Origin of the sequence: Acetobacter aceti (assembly GCF_002005445.1) — a bacterium.
GTDB classification, from domain to species: Bacteria; Pseudomonadota; Alphaproteobacteria; order Acetobacterales; family Acetobacteraceae; genus Acetobacter; species Acetobacter aceti_B.
The window spans coordinates 1,652,288-1,677,856 of sequence record NZ_CP014692.1 but is presented as its reverse complement, the minus strand read 5'-3'; the positions used below and the strand labels follow the sequence as shown (position 1 = coordinate 1,677,856).

General features: G+C 57.8%; 15 protein-coding genes and 1 pseudogene. 7 read left to right on the top strand and 9 right to left on the bottom strand.

The window, feature by feature from the left end; translation table 11 throughout:
* Positions 1-286: 286 nt before the first annotated feature.
* Positions 287-1,249 (bottom strand): hypothetical protein, encoded by a 963-nt coding sequence (locus A0U92_RS07505; protein WP_077812683.1) that lies wholly within the window; start codon positions 1,247-1,249, stop codon positions 287-289.
* A 340-nt stretch (positions 1,250-1,589) separates the two neighbouring features.
* Here A0U92_RS07505 and A0U92_RS07500 point away from each other — a divergent pair.
* Positions 1,590-1,927 (top strand): annotated as a pseudogene (locus A0U92_RS07500) (EF-Tu/IF-2/RF-3 family GTPase); the annotation flags it as partial.
* A 571-nt stretch (positions 1,928-2,498) separates the two neighbouring features.
* On the opposite strand, the gene A0U92_RS07490 reads toward A0U92_RS07500, so the two are convergent.
* The 8 genes from A0U92_RS07490 to rpsA form a co-directional block, all read right to left on the bottom strand.
* On the bottom strand, positions 2,499-3,914 hold the full coding sequence (locus A0U92_RS07490) for a hypothetical protein (RefSeq protein WP_077812681.1): 1,416 nt from the start codon (positions 3,912-3,914) through the stop codon (positions 2,499-2,501).
* A gap of 412 nt (positions 3,915-4,326) precedes the next feature.
* Complete coding sequence (locus A0U92_RS07485) at positions 4,327-7,101, bottom strand: DUF4175 domain-containing protein (protein ID WP_077812680.1); 2,775 nt, start codon at positions 7,099-7,101, stop codon at positions 4,327-4,329.
* Positions 7,098-8,441, bottom strand: coding sequence for a diaminopimelate decarboxylase (gene lysA, locus A0U92_RS07480; protein ID WP_077812679.1), 1,344 nt, complete (start codon positions 8,439-8,441; stop codon positions 7,098-7,100). The genes A0U92_RS07485 and lysA overlap by 4 nt, the downstream gene beginning before the upstream one ends.
* Before the next feature lie 117 nt (positions 8,442-8,558).
* Entirely contained in the window at positions 8,559-9,548 is a 990-nt protein-coding gene (locus tag A0U92_RS07475) for a CgeB family protein (RefSeq protein ID WP_077812678.1), read from the bottom strand.
* A gap of 55 nt (positions 9,549-9,603) precedes the next feature.
* Complete coding sequence (locus tag A0U92_RS18260) at positions 9,604-9,753, bottom strand: hypothetical protein (RefSeq protein WP_236748314.1); 150 nt, start codon at positions 9,751-9,753, stop codon at positions 9,604-9,606.
* Between the two features lie 62 nt (positions 9,754-9,815).
* On the bottom strand, positions 9,816-12,602 hold the full coding sequence (locus A0U92_RS07470; RefSeq protein WP_236748313.1) for a glycosyltransferase: 2,787 nt from the start codon (positions 12,600-12,602) through the stop codon (positions 9,816-9,818).
* Positions 12,603-12,627: 25 nt separating this feature from the next.
* On the bottom strand, positions 12,628-15,981 hold the full coding sequence (locus A0U92_RS07465; protein ID WP_077812677.1) for a glycosyltransferase family protein: 3,354 nt from the start codon (positions 15,979-15,981) through the stop codon (positions 12,628-12,630).
* 194 nt (positions 15,982-16,175) lie between these two features.
* Entirely contained in the window at positions 16,176-17,888 is a 1,713-nt protein-coding gene (rpsA, locus tag A0U92_RS07460) for a 30S ribosomal protein S1 (protein ID WP_077812676.1), read from the bottom strand.
* A 347-nt stretch (positions 17,889-18,235) separates the two neighbouring features.
* Here rpsA and A0U92_RS07455 point away from each other — a divergent pair, with 347 nt between their 5' ends.
* The 6 genes from A0U92_RS07455 to lptG all read left to right on the top strand — a co-directional run bounded on the left by A0U92_RS07455 (position 18,236) and on the right by lptG (position 25,548).
* Positions 18,236-18,565: a YtcA family lipoprotein gene (locus A0U92_RS07455; RefSeq protein ID WP_236748312.1), complete on the top strand. Its 330-nt coding sequence runs from the start codon at positions 18,236-18,238 to the stop codon at positions 18,563-18,565.
* Positions 18,566-18,568: 3 nt separating this feature from the next.
* The gene (gene mdtN / locus A0U92_RS07450) at positions 18,569-19,630 is read left to right on the top strand and encodes a multidrug transporter subunit MdtN (RefSeq protein WP_077812675.1); all 1,062 of its coding nucleotides are present in this window, start codon (positions 18,569-18,571) and stop codon (positions 19,628-19,630) included.
* Complete coding sequence (locus A0U92_RS07445) at positions 19,611-21,428, top strand: FUSC family protein (RefSeq protein WP_077812674.1); 1,818 nt, start codon at positions 19,611-19,613, stop codon at positions 21,426-21,428. Before mdtN ends, A0U92_RS07445 begins: the two co-directional genes overlap by 20 nt.
* Positions 21,425-23,056, top strand: a complete 1,632-nt coding sequence (locus A0U92_RS07440) for a TolC family protein (protein WP_077812673.1) — start codon at positions 21,425-21,427, stop codon at positions 23,054-23,056. Before A0U92_RS07445 ends, A0U92_RS07440 begins: the two co-directional genes overlap by 4 nt.
* Positions 23,057-23,287: 231 nt before the next feature.
* Entirely contained in the window at positions 23,288-24,424 is a 1,137-nt protein-coding gene (gene lptF / locus A0U92_RS07435; protein WP_077812672.1) for an LPS export ABC transporter permease LptF, read from the top strand.
* A 2-nt stretch (positions 24,425-24,426) separates the two neighbouring features.
* Entirely contained in the window at positions 24,427-25,548 is a 1,122-nt protein-coding gene (gene lptG, locus A0U92_RS07430; RefSeq protein ID WP_077812671.1) for an LPS export ABC transporter permease LptG, read from the top strand.
* The last annotated feature ends 21 nt before the right edge of the window (positions 25,549-25,569 follow it).

Below are 25,569 nucleotides of genomic sequence, written 5' to 3'. Positions count from 1 at the left end.
AACACACCGCTCAGTTCAATAAATTAATAGGTCCTGAGCCTAGAGTTAACCGGGCCGGGATCGTCCGATGACCTGATCCATGCCCGCTTTTGGAGGGCGTTCGTGCTATTCTGATGCGCCCGGACAATCGTGCCCATGTATTGAATTGTCTTGATCTGCGACCAGATGCCGGAAAATCCGCTCGGTCACGCCATTTACATGCCATCGACACAGACAGCGGTAAAATACGCGGCAGCAGGACAAGGCGGAAAATCAGTTCAGCGTCGGCAACATCCCTGCCCGACAGTTACTGGAAATCAGGAGCCTGACGATCCCACGTCACAACCTTGCCAGGACCACATACTGCACCCTGAGTTCCGCCGAAGCCCCACAAGGTAGCCGGAACAACAATGCGATTCCATGGGAGAGAAGTCTGTATATAACAGGGCTGCTGAGGAGAAGCTGCATTCCATTGATCGACAGTAATGGTCGTGCCGGGACTCATGTAAATCGATCCTGCGGGAACACCCGGAAGAGCCTTGAGGACGATCTCAGGTTTGCCGTTCTGGAAATTTTCGATATGGCCGGAAAAAGAGGTTGGACCACTAAGAAGCATCTGCTGATTATTAAAGTCGAAGCGCGTTCCCAGAAAGGAAAGTTCGACATTCGATTCCTCATCAAGACCGGCGACAGCATTGTTATAAACAGTGCCGCTGACAAAGGTTGAGAGTTCCCCGGCATTTTTTGTGTCGGGTGGAATATAGATGCCAACATTGCCATTACCAATGACAACGCCATGCATATCCGCGCCCCAGACCCCACTCCCCAGAACAAGGCCATGATTGAATCCCTGCAAGGAGATATTGAACAGGGTCGTCGCCGCGTTCGTCACATTATCATTGCCAGGATAGTTCATGGTGATTCCGTCGATGGATTTGCTGCCATAAACCGCAAGACCTTCCAGGCGGTTGGAACCGGGATGGCGGGCGCGAGGAAACCCTTCCTCCGAAACGTAGAGGCAGGTGCCGGACGTCATCACACAGTCGAACACGGCATTGCGGAGAGTGACGTATTCAGGGTCAACTTTCAACGTTGCGCCGATGGTCTTACGCGCTCCCTGAAAATCGATATTACATGACCCGGTTCCGGCATAACACGCGTTGAGCTTGGACTGGATGGCAGGGCTGTCGTCAGCCCATGCCACCTGAACGCAGGTCACAAGTCCCAAGGCTGCCAGAAGAAAGCGATAGTCCATGATATTTTCACTCAATCTTTTTTTCCGGCTGTAACCGGAAATTTCGGGGTTGCCTCACGCTTTCTGTTCCGAATAAACTACTGAACTACATAGCGCTTCATGTTTTCGTCATGTAAGTGCGTTTGTATTGCGCGGGCAGGAAGACAGTCATGACCGGCAAGACATCCGCCCGGTTGACGATCTCTTCCAGTCTGGAAATGAATCTGCTTCCCTCACAGTCTTGCATGTCTCGCCTGTGGCGGTAAAGATTTTCGTCAGTATGTGGTTTACTCACCGAACATGACGGGAGTGTTGTTTCACGAACGATGTTAAAAAGAGCGACCGCCTGGTTTCCTTCATTGGCCAGCCTATGACTCTTCTGGAAGATGGTGATCCGGAGATTGGTGAAAACCGCGTCAAGGATCTAATGGACGTTGTTGATTCCTACATCCCGCAGCAGGAGCGTCTGGTTGACCGTTCGTTCCTGATGCCGACCAAAGACGTGTTTTCGATCTCCGGTCGTGGAATGGTTGTCACGGGTCGTGTCGAGCGTGGCGTTGTCAGCATGGGTGACGAAGTTGAAATCGTTGATATCCGTCCGACGACGAAGACGGCAGTGACCGGCGTTGAAATATCTCGCAAGCCGCTTGACCGCGGTGAGGCTGGCGACAACCTCGTGCCCAGCTTCGTGGCGCGAAGCGTGAAGACGTCGAGTAATACAGGAGCTTTTATCGAACAGGCTGTTTATTCCATTCTGAATCAGCCAATGGGATCGCTTGAAGTCATTATCGTGAATGATGCATCGCTTGGCGACACCAGAGAGAAATTGCTGAAACTTCCGAAAAGCGGACAGTCGTGTCTCATATCACAGCCGCAAAATTCTGCGTTATCCCGGACGCACTATACTTCTATACGGTGAGTCCAGACTCTCTTTCGAACTTGGACATCCCGGCCCGACAGTTTCTGAAAGCGGCAGAAAATCTGCTGAATTTTCACATTGCACGGAATGACAACCCCGACAGACTGATTGTCGATCTGATCAAAAAGAAATATCAGTCCTATCTCCAGAAGCACGTGATCGATTCAGCAAGATTTGGCGCTTCCAAAGCAGCTTTGCTAACTTTGCACAAAGTGCTTGCCGATACATATCTGAACTGAGGCCCGTACATTCTCAAGAACATCATTATCAAAGCAAAAACACGGCTCGGCTTCTGTGTTGGACAGATGAGGCGTATTGATCCTCCGTTCCTGCCAAAGATTCCTCTGGCGTAAACGACCTGCCGGGTCAGGTGGCAAGAGCAATGGATGATGCCACCTTGGCCATAGGCTGACGGGTCATCATCCGCACACGGGCAATCGCCGCAATCGTAATGGCGATCATGACATAGAAATCAGGCATGCCGATCGTTGGCGCGGAAGTAAGGGCAGCAATAAGCCGCCCCAGAATGGCGGCTATGAAGCCTTCTATGACTAGAGAATAATCTCCCCCAGGAGCAGCATTCAGAGCGGCTTTAGCTGCCAGCATAAGGCGTATATCAAACATCAGCAGAGCAACGCATCCAATGATACCGACACTGGCCAGTAGACCGGGCACCAGGCTGGATGACCGGTTGCTACCCCATCCGGTGCCAAGCCCGTAAGTTCCCATGCAAGCAGCCATGGCATCGGTGTCCGCCTGGGTCCGTTCCTTGTAAGAGGCTGAATCTTTTTTGCTCGCCGTCCCCTCACTCACTCTCTGGACTCCAGCGACAACTTGCGGTGCAAATGTGACTACCATCAGACCGCTGACCCCCACGACGACAGCACCAATCATGGCGAACTGGGCAAGACGCCCCAGCAGACGGCCTGCTCCGGTTGCGACCACCATGAACGGCAGAAGGATCATACCGATTGCTACGGTGACAAATCCGGTCGTGGAAGTGGTGAGACAAAGACCGAGAGTGGAAGCGATAATAAGAGGTTTAATGGTCGGAAATGTATAACCTTTGATTGTCAGCCAGATGCAGGAGAACATTACACCAGCAAGATACGTCGCGCAGGCGGATGGCTCCGTGAAACTTCCGTTGATACGGGGTACCGGACCCGCCATCTGCCCGTCGAGAACAGTCCACGCCGTATTGGAATAGAAAAATTCCTTTGGAAACGGCACGCCGGCCATGCGGGACGCGAACTGCCAGAAGGCGATAAACACTACCAGCCAGCCAGCCAGCACGAACGCACCGTAAAATTTCCTCATGTCGATCAGTGGCCGGGTCAGATACTGCGCCCCGAAAATCATGAGGATGATATTGACGACGAGATAACCGTCCTGACTGATATTGCCGAAACTCGGCGCCAGCAGGACCTGCACGCCAGCCGCATCAGCTTTCTGAGGCCAGACAAGCACCTCATTATGAAACAGCCGGGGCATGACCAGAGATCCGAAAACGGCCCAGGCCCCATTAAAAATCATGGGGGCAGACAGATACATCACTTCCTTTTGCCCGGGATAGCGTGCGCCAAGCATTTTCTGCAGGGATACATACGACAGAAAAGCCAGTCCCGGCACCAGCGACGGCTGAATACAAAGACCGCCGAGAATCAACGCAGCGGCGGCAGGGAAAATACCACCGATCAGAATAAGCTGAAGCAGACGGTCCGGTCTGGACCACAGCAGCAGACAGAGCGGGAACATGATCATTCCCATAATAGGAAGCGTCATCGGGTGATTGCCTCCTTATCCCTGCCGCACCTCATGATCAGAATCCCCTGTCCTTCGCACCACAAAAACGACGACGAACGCGCTGGATGCTCTAGCACGTTTTTTTCCGTAATCCGTATCCATCAGTTCTTCCCTGCCGTTTCATCTACAGCCTGCTCCCCAGTTCCCTTTGAGGGATCGCCAGCACAGTATCTGCCGTGCGTGATGCGCTCTCTCCTTTTCATCAGCGAAGCCTCCATCACCAGCCCGTTCGCATCCACCTTTCCGGTTCCACCGCCACGGAAGATATCAACCCGATTATCCGACCGCACAGACGCTGGTGTCTGGCCTAAAACGTGCAGCGGTATCGAGCGCCACTAGGGCCCGCTTTTGGAAACTCTCAGAAGACCGCGCAAGCACAAAAAAAGAGAGTTCAAAAAGACTTCAATAGCCTGTCCAGGTAATCCAGTTCCTCTTTCGGACGCGTCCGATCGGAATCCCTGCGCCGTAGTTCTTCCTCAATAGCCTGCGCCCGTTCACGTGACATCTTCTCAGGCAGACGATCTCCCGCATTCGGGTTGGTATCCGCGCCCTCACCCGTAGAACGACCCAGCGGATCACGGTCAGCATTCTGCCCGTCACCGGACTGGCCTTCACCCGGATCACCATTCTCCTCGTCGCCACTGCCGGATTTCCCATCCTTGCCCTGACTGCTGCCTTCACCAAAGGACGGCAGGAAACTCGTGCTGCCCGAGCCGCCTCCCTTTCCCTGAAGAGCCTTACGCATCTGGCTGCGTCCCTGTTGCAGAGCCTTGAGCGCGGCTGTTTCCGCTTTCACGGCATCCGGATCATTGTCCGCCGCCAAAGCATGGCGGGCATCCTTCATGGCCTTGCCAGCTTCGCCAAACGCAGGAACCTCCTTCCCTGAAAGTTCCTTGAATTCACTCCCAAGTTCTTCAGTCGCCCGCATCAGGGCGTGCTGGGCAGCTCCATCCGACCTTTTCTGGTCAGCATCCGCAGCGGCCCGGTCATTTTTATCGGCATCCGGTGGCCGGGCTGGTTCCTGAGCGGCGGGAGGCTGCGCTTCGCTCTCAGGCTGTTGCGGCGGTCCACCAGCACCGTCAGGCGGCACGAGGCCAAGTTTCCGCAGCAGTTCGGACGTGGACATGGCCCCAAGATCACTGTCCTCCAAGGAGGGTTGCGATGCGGCACTCTGGTCGCGCCGCCTCTGCTCCCGGTCAAGCCGCGCCTGAGCATGATCCAGAAGCGAACTCTGCTGTTTCACCAGATCACCGAGACTTTCAGCCTGCTCCTTCAGCTTCTGCTGCGCCATCATCTGCTGGGCCAGCTGGGCCATATCCTGTGGCGTGGCGTTGCGCATCTTCTCGATGGAATCCTCAAGCTGCTGCAGCTTGTCCATCGCGCCATCCTCGTGGCCTTCCGCCGCGTCTCCCTGCAACCGTTCCATCAGCTTCTGAAAAGCGCGGTCACCGGATTTCGTAAGGCCGGGCAGATCGGGAATGGCGGTCCCGTCACGTATGGCCTGTTCGGCCAGCGCCTGCATCTTGCGGTCGATGGCGGCACGCAGCGCATCCATACGCCGTTTCAGTTCCGCCTGATCCTCGGCCCCATGAGCATTGTCTTCGCGCATATGTCGCAGTTGCCCGGAAACAGCTTCCTGAGCCGCCCGGACATCAATGGACGCCTGAGCAGACTGCTTTCCACCGCGCAGCTGATCCTCAATATCGAGCGCGAGATCCCACAGCCGTCCCACGGCTTCATTGCGGGCGTCACCATCCTCCACGTCACGGTTATCGAGCAGAGCGACAATGCTCGTCAGATTGAGAAACGTGCCGGTGTTCTCATCGATCGGCCCGGGCGTCTCTCCAATTGCCGCCAGATCCTCGGCGGCGGCATGACGACGCTCATCTCCCAGCGCCAGACGTCGCCTCAGGTCAAGCACGGCCTTCGCCACAGGAGACTTGAACGTCCGGGACCCGAGCCTGAATGTGACAATCCTGCTCCGGGCAACCTTCTTGCTGACGCTGGTCGCAACCAGTGTGGCGGACACTTCCTCACCCGCCCAGGGATCATCCGACAGATCCGGGCCAGCTACACCTTTTGCACTGATCGGACGGCCTTTCAGAGAAATAGGCACTGTCAGAACCCGGCTTTTGGTCAGTAGCCCCGGATGAGCCAGCCTGATTTCGGCGACCAGCGAAGCAAGCCCGTAGGCGTGATGCGCATCGTACGGCAGTCGGGTCCGACGACCGCCCTTTTCTCCACCGGGATTTGGCCCCCATGCCACCTGCGGCAGAGCGTCCGGCGTGACCGTCAGTTGCCAGGAAGCCAGCGTACGGCCACGGCTGCCCACCACAAAGGACCCGGACTGATCGAGCTCAGCCTGAATCCGCCATGAATGCTGACCGAGAGCCTGCATGGTTTCGTGGCTGAAACCACCATTCAGGTGAGGCCTCGATTGCGTGCCGGTGACCGTTGACACCAGAACCGAGCCCTCAGGCACGGCAGGAACATGCGCAGCCCCGTCAGCCAGAAAGACCGGAGCCGACAGCGCGTAGGGTGGCGGCGTGATCCAGGCCTCGACATGCGGTAGCGGGACATCGGGATCGTCAATGCCCGGAATAAAGGCGGCGGTCAGACGTCCGGGAGCATGGCTTCCGGCCCATACACCCGTGCCGACAAGGGCAAGCACCACAACGGGCAGGAAACGGTTTTTATTCAGACGAGAGAGTTCGGGCCAACCGGAGCGAAGCGGCCCCAACGATTTCAGCAACCGCTCCTGATAAGCGCTCCAGAGAATCTCTGAACCCACCCCCGACGAGCGGTCCATCATGGAACCCAGCGGCCTGTTCCGCAGACCGGACACCTGCTCGATCCGCCGATCCACTTCCATCTGGGACGGCGGGATATACTGCTTCAGTCCACGCCGTCCGAGCCAGACGACCGCGCCAAGACTGCCAACTTCGACAACCGCATGCAGCCAGTCAGGCATGGTCTGCGGAATACGCAGGAACCCGGCGACACAATAAAGACCCGCGACAGAGGCTGCCGGGGCGAGGAGGACCGCAACTCTTTCCACCACCAGAACAGAACGTGCTTTCCTGCGCACATCAGCGAGATCCGCCGCCCGCTCTGTTTCGTCAGGCAAACCTGTGTTTTTGATCTGTTCCGGCGGGGCGATGCTCATGCCTCGACACGCATTCCTTCAGACAGGATTTCATTCGCCCACAGATCCTCGACTTTCTGGCGAGGCCGGATCACTGACCAGCGATCGCCATCGACCAGAACTTCAGCAGCCAGCGGACGGGCATTGTAGGTGGAACTCATCACGGCGCCATAAGCACCGGTATCAAGGATCGCGACCCGTGCTCCCCTCTGCAGCGGCGGCAGGCTACGGTCTTGGGCAAATGTATCGCCGGTTTCGCAGACCGGGCCGACAACACAGGCTTCTTCCGGGGCAAGGACGGCGTCATGCGCCGAGAGAGGCAGAATTCCATGCCAGGCTTCATACAGCGAAGGCCTCAACAGATCGTTCATGGCCGCATCAAGAATGATGAACGGTGAACCCTCCGTGACCTTTTTGCGCAGGATCACGCTTGCCAGCAGAACGCCTGCGGGGGCAGCAATCCAACGTCCCGGCTCGATGGCCAGATGCACGTCGAGATCACCGAGTTCGGAGCGGATCACGCCGGCCAGCGCCTCAGGCGAACCTTCACCCTCATCACGGTAGCAGATACCGAGACCACCACCACAGTCCACAACCGTCACCGGCAATCCGGCCTGACGCGTCACGCGCACGAGTTCCGCAATCCGGCCATACGCCGCCCGATAAGGCTCCATCGTCAGAATCTGACTGCCGATATGCACCGCGTAACCGACAGGTCTCAATCCAGACAGTTCCGAAGCCAGACGATACAGTCCAAGAGCCTCATCATATGGAATCCCGAACTTGTTGCCCGCGACGCCAGTGGTGATCTTGGCGTGCGTCTTTGCATCGACGTCAGGATTCACGCGGAGAGCCACGTCGATCTCACGTCCCATGGACGACGCCACACCCGACAGAATCTCCAGCTCTTCAGCACTTTCGACATTGATCTGGGCAATGCCCTCCTGAAGAGCGAGCCTCAGTTCGGCGTCGGTTTTGCCGACACCGGAGAACACGATCCGCGATGCCGGGATGCCAGCCTTTCGGGCCTTGATCAGTTCGCCGCCGCTGACAACATCAGCGCCCATCCCTGCCTGTGACACGATACTCAGCACGGCGAGGTGGTCGTTCGACTTCACCGCGAAATGCGTCGAAACCGACAGTCCCGCCGACTTCATCGCATTATGCAGTTTTGCAGCTCTTTTTCTGAGCGTGTCAGCACTCATGACCCAGCACGGCGTGCCAATCTCGTCAGCTATCGCCTGCAGGGGCACCCCATCCAGCATCAAACCACTGCGCACATCAAGCGACAGGTTCGAGTGAGTCGCCAGCAGCTCGCGAACAGTAGGATCAGGGGTGGTGAAAACGGTCTGGTCAGCCATAGTGTCACGTTACCGGCTCAGTCGGAACTTGCCAATCGGATGAATTTGCAAAGGTTCCCTACGCCACAAAAATGGCAGGGGCCTGTCATGCGGCAGTCCCCACCTCACTCGACTGCATCAGCTATTGAGGATGCCGTTTTCCTTCAGAATTCCCAGAGCCTGCCGGATACGATGACCATAAGTGTGGTCCGCCATCGTCCGGGCCTGAGCTTTCTTCGCCGTCTCGATACGGAGGTCACCGTTGTCGATATACCTGTCGACCAGTTCCTCGAACTGCTTGCGGTTCGAGAAGGAAGGAATTTCCTCTTTCGTATAATAGCGCCGGATTTCGTAGGTATCCTCATGGAACACCTGCAACGCACCAGCCGCAGCGGCTTCATAGGTGCGCGGACCCGGTGTGGATGGGGAAATCAGGAATCGCTTGTTCTCGAAACTCAGGCTGCGACCGAGGTTCAGGACCAGCTTGGACCGCTGATAGAACTGCACGAGCTGTTCTTTTTCCAGACGGGCATCCGAGAACCCGATGCCCAGTTCGCCCCAGCCCGGACCAATGATCTTGATGTTCAGATTGCGCAGGGTCGGCAGCAGACCGCGGACAATGTCCTTGCGGTTTGTGAAAGCCACGCCACAGAACAGTACGTCGATGTTCCGCTCAACGGTTTCATCGATCGGGCGATAATGCAGCTTCGGGCAGGCTGCGAGCGGCAGATGCCAGACATTGTCACGGGTATAGAAGTTCGAACCCCAGCGCTCGCAGGAGAACACTGCGTCAAAGTCCTGTCCGATGCGATAGTTCGCATCCTGCTCGTAAGGATCTTCGGTCGCCCAGAAAACGGTCGCGGCGCCGATCTTCTTGGCTTCGCGATTGATTTCACCGAAATAGGTGCTTTCCGGCAGATACGAGCCGATACCGAACACCACGGTCGGTTTCAGAAAACGTATCGCCGCCGCCGCGCCGCTGATGTTGGCCGCAGTGACATTTTCCTCGCCAAAGCATTCGGCCCAGCCCGCCATGATCGATTCACGGATCTGAACATTGGCCTGCGATTCAAAACGTCCGCCACTGCAGATCAGAACCCGCCCGGAATATTCGCCTGTCTTCGCCATCAGTCTCTCCAGTCCTTATCGGGTCTTGGTTGATCTCGTTCGCAACGTCGCGTTTTCATTGGCGTGCGCCTTCCAGCACAGCCGCCACCGCAGCGTCAAACCGGTCCGGAGCACAGTCTTCCGCAAGCCGCTTCAGAGCTCCCTCACGGATGTGGCTCCAGAATGTTTCTTCACGATAAAGCCGGATAACAGCATCAGCGAACACGCCCGCGTCTGGCGCTCCACCGGATACAATATCCTCTCCATCCGTCCAGCCCAGTTGAGCAATCAGAAGATCGCTTGCGACAACAGGCAGACCGAAGGAAGCGCTCTCGTGAATTTTGTAAGGGATGCCCCCGCAAAGCGCGTCGGCGCAATAAACACCCGGTGCGCATCATAAAACGGCTCCAGATCTTCCACTTCGCCGACAAGATCCAATCCTTCAAACTCATTCAGGCATGAAAGATCGACCTTGCGGGAGCGCGAACCCACTACGGTCAGCCGGACTTCGCTTCCCAGTTCGGCCTGCACCTTCGGCATGACCTCACGGCCAAACCAGATCAGCGAATCAAGATTGGGGGAAGCCTCGTCCACAATTGCACCCACGAACAGAAGGTCTTTTCTTTCAGAAAAGCTCCTTCTGGTGGAACGCGCCTGTAGTGAATGGCCGATCACGACGACATTCGGGTGTCCGGCACGCCGGATAAATCTGGCCTCCCTGTCGGTAACCGCTATAATTTTCTGACAGAAATAGGCGCAGTCGAATTCCTCCCGGAGCGCCAGGTCGAGAGCATTCGGCAGAGACGGTTCAGCCAGCCCCAGCACTTCATCCCGGAGAATGCGACGGGGACTGATAACGGCTTCCGTATCAAGAATGAATTCGGTTTTCGGCAGATAACGACTGTTCTTGTGCAGAACCGGCAACAGTCTGGCCAGGTTATGGGTGCGCCCGACCCACACCAGATCAAACGCCCCTGCCCGCTCTTCCAGAAATCTGTCCAGATCCTCGGCTGAACGATCAAAAAGCACCTCAACCGTGTCAGGAAAATCGCCATAGACGCGGCTGAGCGAATGATAATGCGCATCGACCGGAAACACGGTCACAGCACATCCCTGACGGGCCATGCTGCGTACGATATCATTTGACCGGACATAGCCCGACCCAAGGCTTCGCAACGGGATACGGTCTTCAACAAAAAGGATGCGCAGTCCGTTTGTCGGACGTGACCGGGCAAGAACGGCGTTTCCTGCATGGGCCGGGTACTGCCCGCGCAGGAACTCGGCCTGTCTGGACACGAAGATACGACGGTTCCTCTGCATCAGCGCCAGCGAACTGCTTGAGCAGGACGAACCGAATTCGAGATGTTCAATCACGACAAACGGATCGTAGACCACCCGGTATCCGTTCTGGATGATACGCACACAGAAATCGGACTCTTCGAAATAAGCCGGAGCGTAGGCCACATCAAAGCCATTTAGCGCCCTGGCAATGGCTGTCGAGACCATCAGGAACGCACCCGAACAGTAATCCACGTCCCGAACGAAGTTGGCTTCAGGGCAGTTGGGGTCAGCGTCACGCAGATAGCCATACGCGCTGCCGTCACGCCAGATGATCGATCCAGCTTCCTGCAACCGTCCATTTGTGCGGATGATCTTGCCGCCAACCGCACCGATCTTCGGGTCAGACGTTAAACGATCCAGCGCGTTCTGCACGGCTCCCGGCGCCAGCTTCACATCATTGTTCAGGTACAGGACAGCATCCGCCGAGACCATTTCGAGCGCCATGTTGCAGGACAGCAGAAAGCTCGCATTGTAGTCGAGATGCCTGATTGTGGCCCCTGAAACATACTCTTGCAGCCGTCGCGTCTCATCACGGGATCCCGAATCGATGATGATGAGTTCCAGCGCGCCGGGAAAGCAGTCGCGCAGGGAGGCCAGCGCCATCAGGGTCAAGGGAAACTGGTTGTACAGCACCATGATGACGCTGACCGCAGGCGTTCCTGTGTAACTGAAATCCAGCGTTCGGCGACCGGCTTCCACCAGAAGACCAGCCGCTTCCCGGCAGAACATCATCTTGGAATGGGCTTCGTCCAGAACGCCGTCGTCGCTGCCGACCTCCTGCCGGTGCTGGGCTGCGACCCAGTGTGCGAACGGATCTCGAAAGATGCCACAGCCCACATCGGCCCGGACCATCGGTTTGGCGGCATAATCCACCAGAGCGATCTCCGGTGAAGGCTGTCTGCCCTCAAATGCGCCCGCCGCAAGAAAGTGATCATAGCCGGACCGGAACTGCCCTGCTGCGACGCACGCGCCAACATCCGGATAGCGCTCCCGATAGAATTCTTCGGAAAAAGCCGCCTGTGGCGAATAACCCGCAGCTTCACCTTTGGTCAGATAATGATGCAGGGCGCAGGAAAAGGACCGGTCAGCAATCAGCGTCCTGACTTCAGGATACCGCTCAAGATACCAGACCGGATCGAAATACCACGACGCCCGGAAGCGATCTGCCTCACCGTCCAGATTGTCGATAAAACATCTGAATACGCAAAAATCCGCTCCCCCCTGTCGAGCGACAGAGGCGCCAAATACAGAGGGATCGAAGAACAGGCTGCCTGCACGAAAACCTCCATCTCCTTCGGAGAGATAGTGGTCATAGCCATTCGCAAGACCTGCCGCCTTGAGAACTGCCCCTGTCAGATCAGGCTCATGGGTCCGATAAAACTGTTCAGAAAACAGCCAGTGAGGAGCATGGTTACGGTACCCCTGCTGCACATAATGCTGAAAGCCGGACTGTATCTCACCGTCTGCGATGGATGCCGCAACATCCTCATGAACAGAGCGATACCAGCCTTCATCGAACCATCGGTTGGGCGCATAGCCCCGCCTCTGACCGATGGCCCTATAGTGACCGAGCGCATTGGCTCCTATACCGGCAGCCAGATCACGCTTCACGCCAGGATAAGTGGCGACATACCAGTCACCATCGAAATGATGCCACGCGGGTATCCGTGCCGCCTCGCCTCCATGCCATTCAAAAACGGCTGGACCACTAAATATCGCGTCACTGAGCTGCATTGCCGGCGCTTATCCAGACTACCGCTCAGTGTTCAACAAGGTCACGTACGGTTTCAGCACAGTATTCGACAACCGTTTTGACAGGCGCCGATTCCTCTACAGTCCGAACCTGATTGTCTTCACACAGTATGCGAATGCCTGTCGCCTGGAAGCCGACCTCGTCGCCGACCACGTTCAGCAGGCCGATACGATGCCAGCCATTCAGGGTTTCGTTGAAGCCTCTTTTCAGGCTCAGATTACCAACAAAACCGACACATAGCGGCGCATCGTGGAAGATGGTCTGCACATCCTGACGAATCAGGCGCGAAGTGGCCATGAAGATCGGCGCTCCGGTTTCCTCATTCACCAGCACAACATACACCTGCCCCGCACGTGAAAGACCACGCAGGAATGCCCAGCCCCGAATGATCAGGTCGCTTTCCGGCAGATCCCTTTCATGGTGGCCACCGTCCTCGATCAGGCCGCTGAAGTGATCAATGTAATATTGCAGTTCGCCTTTGTATTGCTGGCCAACCACGCTGCCGAGCGCACAGAGCTTGACGCCTCTCAGCACACCATCGCTTTCCGAGACGCGCTCGAAATCACGCAGGATCTGACCGTTCGAAGGGGGCAGGCGAGCGATACTGACAATACGGCCGCCCTCAACCTCGATCTGTACGGACGTCAGCTGGAATGCGCCCTTGCCATGCACGACATTGACGAGGCCGATGCGGAAGACCCCCTCACACCATTTTCCACGCAGGGCAACCTGTGCGGAAAACCCTGAACGGCGGGGCGCGCCAGGGAACAGACCCGTAACATCCGAACGGACTTCACGTTGCGTCGGGATAAAGATCGGCGGGATATCCTCCTCACCCATCAGAACCGTATAGAGGTGCCCGGAACCGGAAACACCCGGCACCACATACCATCCGCGAATGTGGAACTCTCCTGCCGCGACGAAATCTTCATCTTCATACTCGGCGAAGACATGGCGGCAGACATCGTCGATGTAATATTCCGCACCCTGAATCGAATACCAGTCCGTGACCGTTTCCGGAAGCTCGATGGACAGATCACGCGTTGTCGGTGGATCGAAGATATGGCGCGGCGGAGCCTGATTTTTCCAGGAAGCATGCGGCAGCAGATGCACCTGCCCCACATCGAACTGCACATTGCTGCTGCCCATGTCGCGGCGAGGCGCCACATCCCGATAAAGCTGAAGCAGCGCATCGCCATACTCGCGGGCGTCAGTCCACAGATGCGGTCCGATATTCGCCATCAGATCCTTGCGAACCGCTTCGCTGCAGCGGATCAGTTCAAGACGCTGCAGAACGTCTGCGGGGCTGCCGATAGGAACCTTGAATCCGTTGACGCCGTCTTCGACACGGTCGCCAAGCGCACCAACATCCGTAACAATGGGGATAAGGCCACTCTGCCAGGATTCGGAGAGTGAAATACAGTAGGTTTCGGGCCAGATCGACAGGTTGAGCGCCACATCCGCGATCTTCAGAGCCTCGACATCACCAGCGGAATAACGCCCGTAAACATGCACATTGGTTTTGTGCATATTGTTGAGAATACCTTCATACTCCGGATGGACATATCCAAAGATATGGAACTCGAAGAGATCGGAATTGGCCATCTCGATGATGCTGAGAACAGCATCCGCACCCTTGGTGCGCAGGAAGTTACCAATCACGGCAACACCCAGGCGACGGCCATTCAGCGGCTCATAGGTTTTTGGCGCGATGGGAGACGTGGGTTCCGGAGAAGGAATACCCAGCGTCAGGCTGACTTTCTTCTCAAGGTGCGGATAGATTTCGTGGGTCAGGTCATGTGAGTGTCGCGTCCCGAACAGGATCACATCCACCGACTCAAGCATTTTCGAAACAAACGCGCGACGTGTCTGCTCGCCACCGAACTCGACATTGTCAGAGCGTTTCATGGAAATATCGGCGGCCAGCACCCACTTCACCTCTTCCTCGCAATAGCGAAGCTCGTGGTTCAGCAGGTTGTAGCGGGACGACAGCAGGAAAAAGTCATGCGCCGAGAACACGACGCCGACACCATTCGCCTTGGCGATGATGGGAAGAGAGAGACAGTGATGCCCCAGATGCTGGAAATGCACGATGTCAAAGTTGTACTGACTGATCGCGGCTGAGAACGCCATCTCCTCCGGACCGTCGCACATCGTGTCGAGCCAGCCCGTGTCGGGCACATCAAAGCTCTCGATCTCACGACCGCTGGCATCTGTCAGGCGGCACATACCGTCACGGTGCAGCCAGTAGAAGAATTCAACGTCACGCAACAGCATGGAGGCGATGGTCTGCTGATAGACCTCAACCCCGCCCCAGGCCTGCTCATGAATTGTGGAGTGAGTGCACATCAGCACACGCAGACGGCCACGACGCGCAGGAACGGATGTTTCTTTGGAAACGACATGACGGCCAAAATCGGCACCCGTCACTTCCATCATCTTCCGCAGACGATGATCATACAGGTGAGCATCCAGAACGGCTTTCTGGGCGGCCGTCGCCTGCTTGCGGCGAAGAGATTTGTTGGCCAGCAGGGCGGCAATATGCTCGATCACACCCTCGACCGAACGCGACATGCTCGCACCGGCGACTTCATGGATGTAACGCTCATCAAGCTGCTCGCCCGCTTCGACAACCTGAGCCGTGCCGGCAAGCCCAAGCTCGTAGAATCGCGGTCCAGGGGCTGTGGCCTGCCCGACGTCACCATGACTGGCGTAGTCACGGAACATGGTGAGCGTCACCGCGCTGGCATTGGCGAAGTCGATAAAGGCTTCATGGCTGATGGGGCGCTGGATCGCTAGATCCACAAGGTCGGCAGGCAGAGGCGGCAGATATTCGTTACCTGGGCAGACAAGCTTGATTCTGGCGTCCGGGAAGGCCGTGATGACACGACGAAGGGTTTCGACGCGATTCGGCCACATCGTACCGGCGAAGAAGATATCGTAATCGAGATCGGCTGCGGTCTTCACCTTGCGTTCATGCAGTGAAAGACTGGCCGCCAGAGGCAGGTAATGCCCCTTGCCCTGATAAAAATCGACACAGGAAGGATCGTTCGTAAAGACGTAGTCGAAGAGACCGATGTTATCGACATTGAAGGACACCATGAACGGGTCTTCAAACGCCCAGAAAATCATTGTCTTGAAGGCAGGCCTGACCCGACGCATCAACTCCAGGTTGATGCGCTGGCCGTCAATGCAGATCAGAACGTCATGTTCGCCCTGCGCAGCCAGACCAGCAAGAGACATATTATCAGCAACGACAACATTGCTGTCACCAAGCACTGTTTTGGCAGCTCGTTCAAAGGCAAGCGTAAGGTAGTAGTTCGGATTATGCGTGTAGTTCGTATTGTATATGACTGCCATTGACCTACGCCGACGTTTCCGTCTTCGCCTTCCCTGAATAACTACACAGATCGAACATCAATTCTTTTTGAGACTTTACCGCAAACACCTGCCCGGCAAAAGACCTGCGCTTCAATCACTTACCGATCGTGTACAAAAAAAATGGCATCTCAATCGAGATGCCATTTTCCATAGTCAGACTAAGATAGCCTTAATCAGGCGTCAGCACTCCGACGACGGATGGCTGCGCTGAGGATGTCACCCAGCGACGCACCGCTGTCAGAAGAGCCATACTCGTTGATGGCCTGCTTGTCTTCGTCCTGCTCACGACCACGGATGGTCAGGGCAAGCTTGCGGGCTGCACGGTCAACCGAGACAACCTTCGCATCGACGCGCTCACCGACGGCGAAACGCTCCGGACGCTGCTCAGCCTTGTCACGAGCCAGTTCCGTGCGACGGATGAAGCCGGACAGAACGTCGTCGACCTTGACTTCGATGCCGTTGGTCTGAACCGCCGTCACCACGCAGGTCACGATCGCGCCCTTCTGCACGCCCGTCAGGACGTCAGCGGCAGGATCTTCCTGAAGCTGCTTGATACCGAGGGAGATACGCTCTTTCTCGACATCCACGTCGAGGACCTTGGCCTGAACGACCTGACCCTTTTCGTAGTTCTTCATGGCTTCTTCGCCAGCTTCGTCCCATGACAGGTCGGACATGTGAACCATGCCGTCGATGTCCGCGGACAGGCCGATGAACAGGCCGAACTCGGTGATGTTGCGGATCTCGCCTTCCACGATCGAGCCAACCTTGTGCTCTTCCGCGAACTGCTCCCAGGGATTGCGCTGAACCTGCTTCAGGCCGAGGGAGATACGACGCTTCGTGCTGTCCACATCCAGAACCATGACGTCGACTTCCTGCGAAGTAGCGACGATCTTGCCCGGATGGACGTTCTTCTTCGTCCAGGACATTTCGGAAACGTGCACCAGACCTTCGACGCCCGGCTCCAGCTCGACGAACGCACCGTAATCGGTGATGTTCGTGACGCGACCCGTGAAGCGTGCGCCCGGCGGATACTTGAGCGCCACGTTCTCCCATGGGTCAGCCTCAAGCTGCTTCATGCCGAGAGAAATGCGCTGCGTATCCGGGTTAAAGCGGATGACCTGCACGCGAACCGGCTGACCGATCTGCAGAGCTTCGGACGGATGGTTGATGCGCTTCCAGGCGATGTCGGTGACATGCAGGAGGCCATCGACGCCGCCGAGGTCCACGAACGCACCGTAGTCGGTGATGTTCTTGACCACACCGTCGAGGATCATGCCTTCCTTCAGGCCCTGGATCAGCTCGCTGCGCTGCTCTGCGCGGGTCTCTTCAAGAACCGCACGACGCGAAACGACGATGTTGCCGCGAGCGCGGTCCATCTTCAGGATCTGGAACGGCTGCGGAACGCCCATCAGAGGGGTTACATCGCGAACCGGACGGATATCGACCTGACTGCCCGGCAGGAACGCCATGGCGCCGCCGAGATCAACCGTGAAGCCGCCCTTGACGCGACCATAGATCGTGCCGTTGACGCGCTGGTTGGCCTCGAAAGCCTTCTCCAGGTTGGTCCATGCTTCTTCGCGGCGAGCTTTCTCACGCGACAGAACGATGGAACCATCACGGTCTTCGTAACGCTCGATGTAAAGCTCGATGACATCGCCCGGTTTGACTTCCGAGGCAGCGCCCGGAGGGCCGAACTCGCGCAGGGCAACGCGGCCCTCGCTCTTCAGGCCAACGTCAACAATCGCGAAATCATCGGTCAGGCGGACAACGCAGCCCTTGACCACCGATCCTTCAAAGCCGCTATCCTGCCCGAGTGTTTCATCGAGCAGCGTTGCAAAATCTTCACCGCGAAAATGATCGGTGGCTGTCTGTGTGGCTGAAGCCATGTAGAAACTGTTTCCCTGTCAGGGCCGAGACCCCGACATGTCTGCGCCCTGCATACAGGATGCTGAACGACTTGCCCGCAGTGCCTGAAGCACCCGCCGGCCTGCTTTCCTTACCTGTCGCCCGCGACCACCGCGTGCGACTGCGGATGAAAGACACCCCGCCTCTTCTCTTGTCAAGAAAATAACGGTTTCTGCGAGAACAGACCGCAATCAGGACTATGACAGGAGCGTGCAGCCTGCGTTACGATCATGTGCCTGATCGAGGCTTTTTCCATCCAGTGAACTTGTTTATTCATCTGCCGTTCTTCAAAAGACATTTCATGCAAATATCTTCAGGAAAAGGACTTGTGAGTGGTGCTGCGGCCCTTCATGCGGGAAAGAATATCATCGTGACGTCTTCTTTCTGGCCTTTCCGCGTGAAGCCGCTGACAACAACCGCCAGCCTCCTCATGCTCACGGGATGCTCCCTCCGTGGCGCGCCCTCCTTTCCTCTGGTGGGAGCCTATTTCCCGGCATGGATGATGTGCGCCATCATCGGCATTCTGGCCGCCGTCTGTTTTCGCGTGGCTTTCCTTGCGCTCGGGATTGACGCCATCCTGAGATTCCGCCTCTTTACATACGTCTCTCTTGGCGTGCTCATAGCCCTGCTTGTGTGGGCGCTGGCATTCGGACCCTGACCCATGCAGACTGCCGCTACGCCTGAAAAACAAAAAAATACGAACAGACCGGGCATCGTGATCGCTGCTGTCTGTGTGACGGCCGCCATCCTGTTCGGGATTCACATCTCGCATCAGGACACAGCGTATCCATCCACGGACAGCGCCTCCATCGATGCCGAGTTTGTGCATGTGGCGTCTGTCGTCGGTGGCCGTCTGGTCGAACTGCATGTGCAGGAAAACCAGCACGTTCATAAAGGTGATCTGCTCTACCGGATCGACTCCGAACCTTACCAACTGACACTAAAGCAGGCGGAAGCCAGCGCGGCTCTGACGCAGGCCGAAGTCGAACATCAGCAACGTCTGGTAACCATCAAGACGATCGAAGCGAGTTCCGCGCAGGATCAGGTCCATCGCGCGACCACCAACCGCGACCTGACCGCCCGCACGGTCCGACGCCTCGCTCCTCTTGCACAGAATTCCTACATTCCCATGCAGGAATATGACCAGGCGCAGGTCATGGCGCATAATGCGGAGATTTCACTGACGCAGGCGACACAGCAGTCTGTCGCGGCCACGACGGCCATTGGTGACCTGAAAAGTTCCATTGCCGCCCGTGACGCCAGCAACGCCGCCCTTGCCCGTGTGCGCTATGAACTGGCGCAGACAGAGGTGCGGGCGCCTGCGGACGGATATGTCACCAGTCTGCATGTCAAGACGGGCGAGGTCCTTGCCCCGGCGCAGGCTCTGTTCACCCTGATCGCGGACGACGAATGGCATGCTGTCGGCAACCTGCGTGAGACCGATCTGGCCACCGTCCATCCCGGTGACTGCGCCACGGTGTATTCCATGATCGACCGCACGCATGCCATTCACGGCGTGGTCGACAGTATCGGCTTCGGCGTCATGTCGCTGGATTCGGCCGGACTGGCACGCGGGCTGCCGCTCGTGCCGCGCCAGATGGACTGGGTCCACGTCGCACAGAGATTCCCCGTCCGCGTCAGGCTGGACCATGCCGACCCGACTTTGCTCAGGATGGGCGCGACGGCGACTTTTGAGATACGGCATGGCGCGTCCTGCCACTAAACCGGAGTTTTCCCTGAGAAAACCCGATCTCCCACGTCTGTGGCGAATGGTGTGCAACCCTTCGCCGGGGCGTCAGGGCCACGCGCTGGGTATGGCGGCCGGATGCACGGTGACTGTGCTTGTCGGCGAGATCTGGCAGGTTCCGGACCTCGCCGTCCCTGCCCTCGTCACCATGGCGCTGTGGCAGAAGGACCGTGTGACCAACGCGCTGGCGGGCATTGCGATCAATATCCTTATCGTTCTGCTGCTGGCTTTTGTTTATCTCTGGATACGGCTCACACTGGATAACCCGATGGCTCTGACAGCCGCCATCGCCGGGCTGTCGTTCTGCTTCTTCTTCCTCGGCTCGGCCAGCAAGCTGAAGCCGGTCGCCTATATGCTCGGCCTGATTGTTGTATACGGTCTCATCGCCATCGATCAGGTGCCGGTCGGCGAGATCATTACCCGGGCCGTTCTTTACGTCGACCTTTTCCTCGCCGTACCCGGCGTTGTGATGCTGGTGATCGGCCTGCTGATCTGCCCATCGCCGCGCACAATAGTCATGCAGGGGATTGCCGCCCGTCTGCGCATGAGCGCGACCCTGCTTTCGAGCGCCGATAAAGTCACGCATGAGCGCGCCACCGATCTTCTGCGTGAAGGAGCCGCCGGGCTGGTCAAGTCCCTCAAAATGGCGCGGCTGGAAAAAATGTGGTCATCGAACGAGTTGGCCCGTCTGGAGCAGGCGGCCAACGCCAGCGAAGGGCTTCTTTCTCTGGCACTGGTGAAGTGGCAGTCGGAAAAAGACGCGCGCCATGAGCCACCCGTTCTCCTGATCGATGCGCTGAACGCTTCCGCCACCCGGTTCGAAAAAGGCGTCTGCCCGGAAAGCGCCGCCAATCCCCTGCTGAATGATCGACAGCCTGAATACCGTGCAATGGCGGATATTCTAGAAATACTCACCGTTCCGCCGCCCGAGAAAACCAGCGAGAAGACTGACAAGAAAGCACCAAAAAGCGGTTTTTTTTCAGCGGATGCTTTCACCAATCCGGATCACACCCGCTTCGCCGTCAAGGGGACGGCGGCGGTCATGCTCAGCTATTTCATTTTCAGCATTCTGGACTGGCCGGGTATCCATACCTGCATCATCACCTGTTTCATCGTCGCCCAGCCGACAATGGGCGAGATGATCTCCAAGCTCACGCTCCGCATTGTCGGCGCGCTGATCGGCGGCGCAATCGGGATCGGCGCCATTGTTTTCGTGATTCCTCACTTCAATGACATCACATCGTTCCTGTGTCTGGTTTTCGTGGTCTCCCTGCTGGCGGCATGGGTCAAGACGGGTGACGAACGCATCGCCTATGCCGGGTTTCAGATCGGTATCGCCTTTTATCTCACCGACCTGAAGGGCTATGGACCGACAAGCGACATGGCCACGGCGCGTGATCGTATCCTTGGCATCATGCTGGGCAATTTCGTGACCTACGCGATGTTCACCAGTTTCTGGCCCAGCAGCGCCTTTAACGGTATCGACGCCCGCCTGAAGACCATCGTGCAGCGGCTGGGGAAACAGCGGGACGCGGTGACGTCTTCAGACCGGCTCGCCTGCGCAGTCAGCGTTCAGGAAGCCATCTCACTTGCCGAGCGGCAGAGTGAATACGCCTTTGTGGAACCGGACCACATGCGCGCCGACATGGACCATCTCGAACAGTTGGACGGTCTGTTTCATGAGGCCGAAATCGTCAGCACCACTCTGCTTGATCCCGCTGCCCGACCGCATGCGGAAACCCGCCTTGCTCATCTGGAAAGCGTCCTTTCATGAATCGTCGCACTGCGCTCGCCCTGTCCTGCACCGTTTTTCTGACCGGATGCGCGACCTCCGAGCTTGCGACCGCCCCCCAAAACCCGGACAGGCCATGGGCTCCCACAACGTCCGCATCGGGAGCCATCATCCCCTCTGATCAGGGAGAAATCCACCCGCGCCACGGGCTGGTTCTTCCTGAGGGATTCACCCTTCCATCCAACAAGGATGTCCTCCAGCACGCGCAGTCTCCCGAACTGATCGCACGGCAGGATCATCCCTACTCGCTGGCGGAACTGATTGACGTCGCGCAATCCCGCAATCCCGAAACACGGCGCGCCTGGAACACCGCGCGGGATGCGGCCCTTGCCGTCGGGATCGCCAAAAGCATCTACCTTCCGCAACTGACAGCCACGGTGGTCGGCGGCTACACCCACAGCCATTCTTCGGATTCGAACGCATCCATCAGTGCTGGTGGCCCAATCAGCGCCCTCATCAATGACGGTCTTGGCAATCTCGACCACTATACACGTAACAATGGCGGTGGCGGGTCAGGATCGGGTGAAGTGCAGACTCTCGGCATGCAGTGGCTGCTCTTTGACTTCGGAAAACGGGAAGCCAGCATCGAAGCGGTCAAGCAGATGCAGGTTGCCTCCAACATTCTGTTCACGGCCGCTCACCAGAAGATCATCTATGGAGTGACGACGGCCTTTTACATGCATGCAGCCGCCGAAACCCGTCTGCGTCTTCTGAAGGAAGCGCTCGCCAACGCCCGTCATGTGCAGGCTGCCGCGGAAGCGCGCCTGAAACAGGAACAGGGCACGATCGTTGATGTCACGCAGGCCCGGCAGATCACGTCGCAGGATGAACTACGGGTCGTGCAGGCTGAAGGAGAGGACCAGAATACCCGTCTGGCCCTGATGACAGCCATGGGCGTGTCGAGCCAGTCGGACGTTGCAACGCTGGATGTGTCCGGTCGCCCTCTTTCGCCGGATGACGGGCGGCTGACGGATGAGATGGTCAGGACCGCCGTCTCGCGACGTCCGGATGTCCTTGCGGCCTATGCTGCGGCGCGGGCTGCCGACAGTCGGGTTTCCGCGGCGAAAAGCGAGTTTCTTCCAAAGGTCTTTGTCTCCGGCAACGTCGCCTACACGACCGGTCGCCTCGCTCTCTCGTCTGTGCCGGGTATCGGCAATGATTCGAATCCCACCCTGAACCTGTCCAGCAACCGTTTCAGCAGTCTGATTCTGGGGGGCATCTCGGTGCCGGTTTTCGACGGCGGGATGCGGGCGGCTTTTCTCAAGCAGGCCGAGAACCAGTCGGACAGCGCCAACGCCACGTTGCAGCAGACCGTCAACGAGGCGGTGCGTCAGGTTGTGGTTGCCGAAAACGCCGTGCACACCAGCCTGAGCGCCTACACCGCCTCGACCCGGCTGAAAACCGCTGCCCAGACAAGCTTCAACGCCGCTTTTACGGCCTATCGGAGCGGCGTCGGTTCCATCACGCAGGCGACGATCGCCCAGAACGGCCTGCTGGATGCCACAATCAGTCAATCAGATGCCTACTTCGCCGCCCTGATCGCCGCGACGAGTCTGGCTTTTTCCACGGGCTCGCTTGGCGGAGCTCCAGCGTCTGGAAGTGGAGATTGATCACAAGAGATGACAATCCGTTACAATTGATCCTATAGGCTCATTCCTGCAGACCTTTCCGTATCCGTCGTCGAAGGAGTAAACAGACCCCATGGTCAACCGTGCTTCTTTTCCGGACAGCCCTGCGCTCCAGACCTGTGCGTCGTTCCCAGCCGTGGGCAACCATCTGGCAGGCGTTTTTTTCGTCTCCCCGCCTGTCCGGCGTCGGGAGCATGAGGAACCGTCTGCCCAGTGCTGAAATTCACCACTCTTGACCGCTATACGATGCGCCAGCTCTTTCTGGCGCTCGTCGCCACGACTGGCGGCCTGTCAGCATTGATCTGGCTGACCCAGTCGCTGCGCTTCGTCTCGCTCGTGGTGGGGCGCGGCCTGTCGCTTCGGGTCTTTCTCGAACTGACGAGCCTGATGGTGCCGTCCTTCGTCGCCGTGGTGCTGCCGATCACGACCTTTGTCGTCACGCTGTTTGTCTATCACCGCCTGTCCGGTGACCGGGAACTGACCGTGATGCAGGCTGCGGGGCAATCTCCTTTTGCGCTCGCCAGACCCGGCCTGATCTGCGCGACCGTCGCCATGGTCGTGACGTTCGTTCTCAATCTGTGGATCGTTCCGGCGTCCTATCACGAGTTCAAGCAGTACGAATTCCAGATCCGCAACAAGATGGCCGCCTTCATGTTGCAGGACGGCGTTTTCACCAAGGTCTCGGACGCGCTGACGGTCTATGTGCGCGAACGCGGACATGACGGCTCCCTGAAAGGCATCATGATCGAGGATGACCGGGTGGCGAACAGCCGTGCGACGATCTTTGCGGAAAGAGGCACGATGCTGGTGTTCAACGATCAGCCGCGTGTGGTGCTGTATGATGGCTCCCGCCAGGAAATCGACCACCGCACCGGGCGACTGACGATGCTGCTGTTTGATCGCAACACCATCGATCTGACCTCCAGCAAGAATCAGGAAAACCGGTCGAGAGACGCCTCCGAGATGTCCCTTGCCGAACTTCTGCATCCCGATCTGACGCAGATCAATATACGCGACCGGGGCAAACTGGCCGTGGAAGGATGGCGGCGCATCACCACCCCGTTCACCGCCTTTTCCTTCGCCATGATCGCTCTTGTCGCCATCCTGCGGGGCGCCTTTTCCCGTCACGGAAACATCACCCGTCCCCTGGGAGCCATCATGAGTGTTGTCGGACTGCTGGCCCTCAATCTGATGCTGCAGAATCTGGCAGGACGGAACATGGCTCTGATCCCGCTGATTGTGCTCGAGTCAGCTGTTCCCGCCTTCATCTGCGCGGCTCTTTTGTTCGGTCCGGAAATCAGGGCCAGTCGTGAAACTGCTGTGGTCACCCGGCAGGCGCAGGAAGGCTGATCATGTTTTTCACGACCGTACCCGTGACTCTGTCCATCTATATCGCGCGTCAGTTCATGTTTTCCGTCCTGTCGATGACGGCGTTTCTGACCGGAATCGTCTGCCTGTTCGACTTTATCGACCTGCTGAGGCGCGTCGCCACCAAGACCGACGTGCCAACCAGTCTGGTGACCGAGATCGCGGGCCTGCATATCCCCTACTTCTTCATGGAGATCATGCCGTTCGGCGTGCTTCTGGGCGGGATCATCTGTTTCTGGCGCCTGACCCGCTCTTCCGAACTGATCGTCGCCCGCGCCGCGGGGATTTCCGCATGGCAGTTTCTGGCGGCTCCCCTCGCCTGCGCACTGGCGATGGGCGCGCTGACCACAGCCGGCGTCTCGCCTCTGTCCTCGATCATGTACGCACGCGCAGAAGCGCTGGACGAGCAGTATCTCCGGTCAGGCGGCGGCCCCCTCACCATGGCGGGGGCATCGCTGTGGCTGCGTCAGCTCGACACGGAACTCGACGCGCACGGCGTGGCCATCCTGCATTCGCGCGATACCCATCTCGACGGCGCACTTCTGATGATTCATGATATCAGCGTTTTCCGTCTGGATCATGACGGGAATCTGCTTCTCCGCATCGAAGCACCCTCCGGGCATCTTGCTCCGGGACACTGGGAACTCGACAACGCCAGCGAGCTTCATCCCTACGAATTACCTGGCGCCACCCGGACCATCACCCTGCCGACCGATCTTACGCTCAATCGCGTGCAGGAAAGCTTCGCCTCCCCTGAAACCCTGTCTGTCTGGGCGCTTCCGAATTTCATAGCGATGCTGGACAGGTCAGGATTTTCCTCGATTCGGCACCGGTTGCATTTTGAGTCCCTGCTGGCCCTTCCCATCCTTGCAGGAACCATGTCTCTCGTGGCGGCGGGCTTTTCCATGAGGCCAACCCGTCGCGGAGGTGTTGCCAAAATGATCGGTTCCGGGGTCGGCGCAGGGTTTCTGCTCTTCACGGTCTCGAAAGTTGCTGAACAATTTGGTAACTCGGGAGCCTTGCCGCCTCTGCTCGCGGCTTGGGCACCAACGGGCGCAGGGCTCTGTCTGGCTGTCTCGCTTTTACTGCATCTGGAGGACGGCTGATTGCCCTTTCCCGCACCTCGT

Coding starts and splice junctions, on each gene's coding strand:
- A0U92_RS07475 (WP_077812678.1), bottom strand. CDS start 9,548: ATGGCGAAGACAGGCGAATATTCCGGGCGGGTTCTGATCTGCAGTGGC.
- A0U92_RS07465 (WP_077812677.1), bottom strand. CDS start 15,981: ATGGCAGTCATATACAATACGAACTACACGCATAATCCGAACTACTAC.
- lptG (WP_077812671.1), top strand. CDS start 24,427: ATGTTTTTCACGACCGTACCCGTGACTCTGTCCATCTATATCGCGCGT.
- A0U92_RS07485 (WP_077812680.1), bottom strand. CDS start 7,101: ATGAGCATCGCCCCGCCGGAACAGATCAAAAACACAGGTTTGCCTGAC.
- A0U92_RS07490 (WP_077812681.1), bottom strand. CDS start 3,914: ATGACGCTTCCTATTATGGGAATGATCATGTTCCCGCTCTGTCTGCTG.
- mdtN (WP_077812675.1), top strand. CDS start 18,569: ATGCAGACTGCCGCTACGCCTGAAAAACAAAAAAATACGAACAGACCG.
- A0U92_RS07445 (WP_077812674.1), top strand. CDS start 19,611: ATGGCGCGTCCTGCCACTAAACCGGAGTTTTCCCTGAGAAAACCCGAT.
- A0U92_RS07470 (WP_236748313.1), bottom strand. CDS start 12,602: ATGCAGCTCAGTGACGCGATATTTAGTGGTCCAGCCGTTTTTGAATGG.
- A0U92_RS07440 (WP_077812673.1), top strand. CDS start 21,425: ATGAATCGTCGCACTGCGCTCGCCCTGTCCTGCACCGTTTTTCTGACC.
- lysA (WP_077812679.1), bottom strand. CDS start 8,441: ATGGCTGACCAGACCGTTTTCACCACCCCTGATCCTACTGTTCGCGAG.
- rpsA (WP_077812676.1), bottom strand. CDS start 17,888: ATGGCTTCAGCCACACAGACAGCCACCGATCATTTTCGCGGTGAAGAT.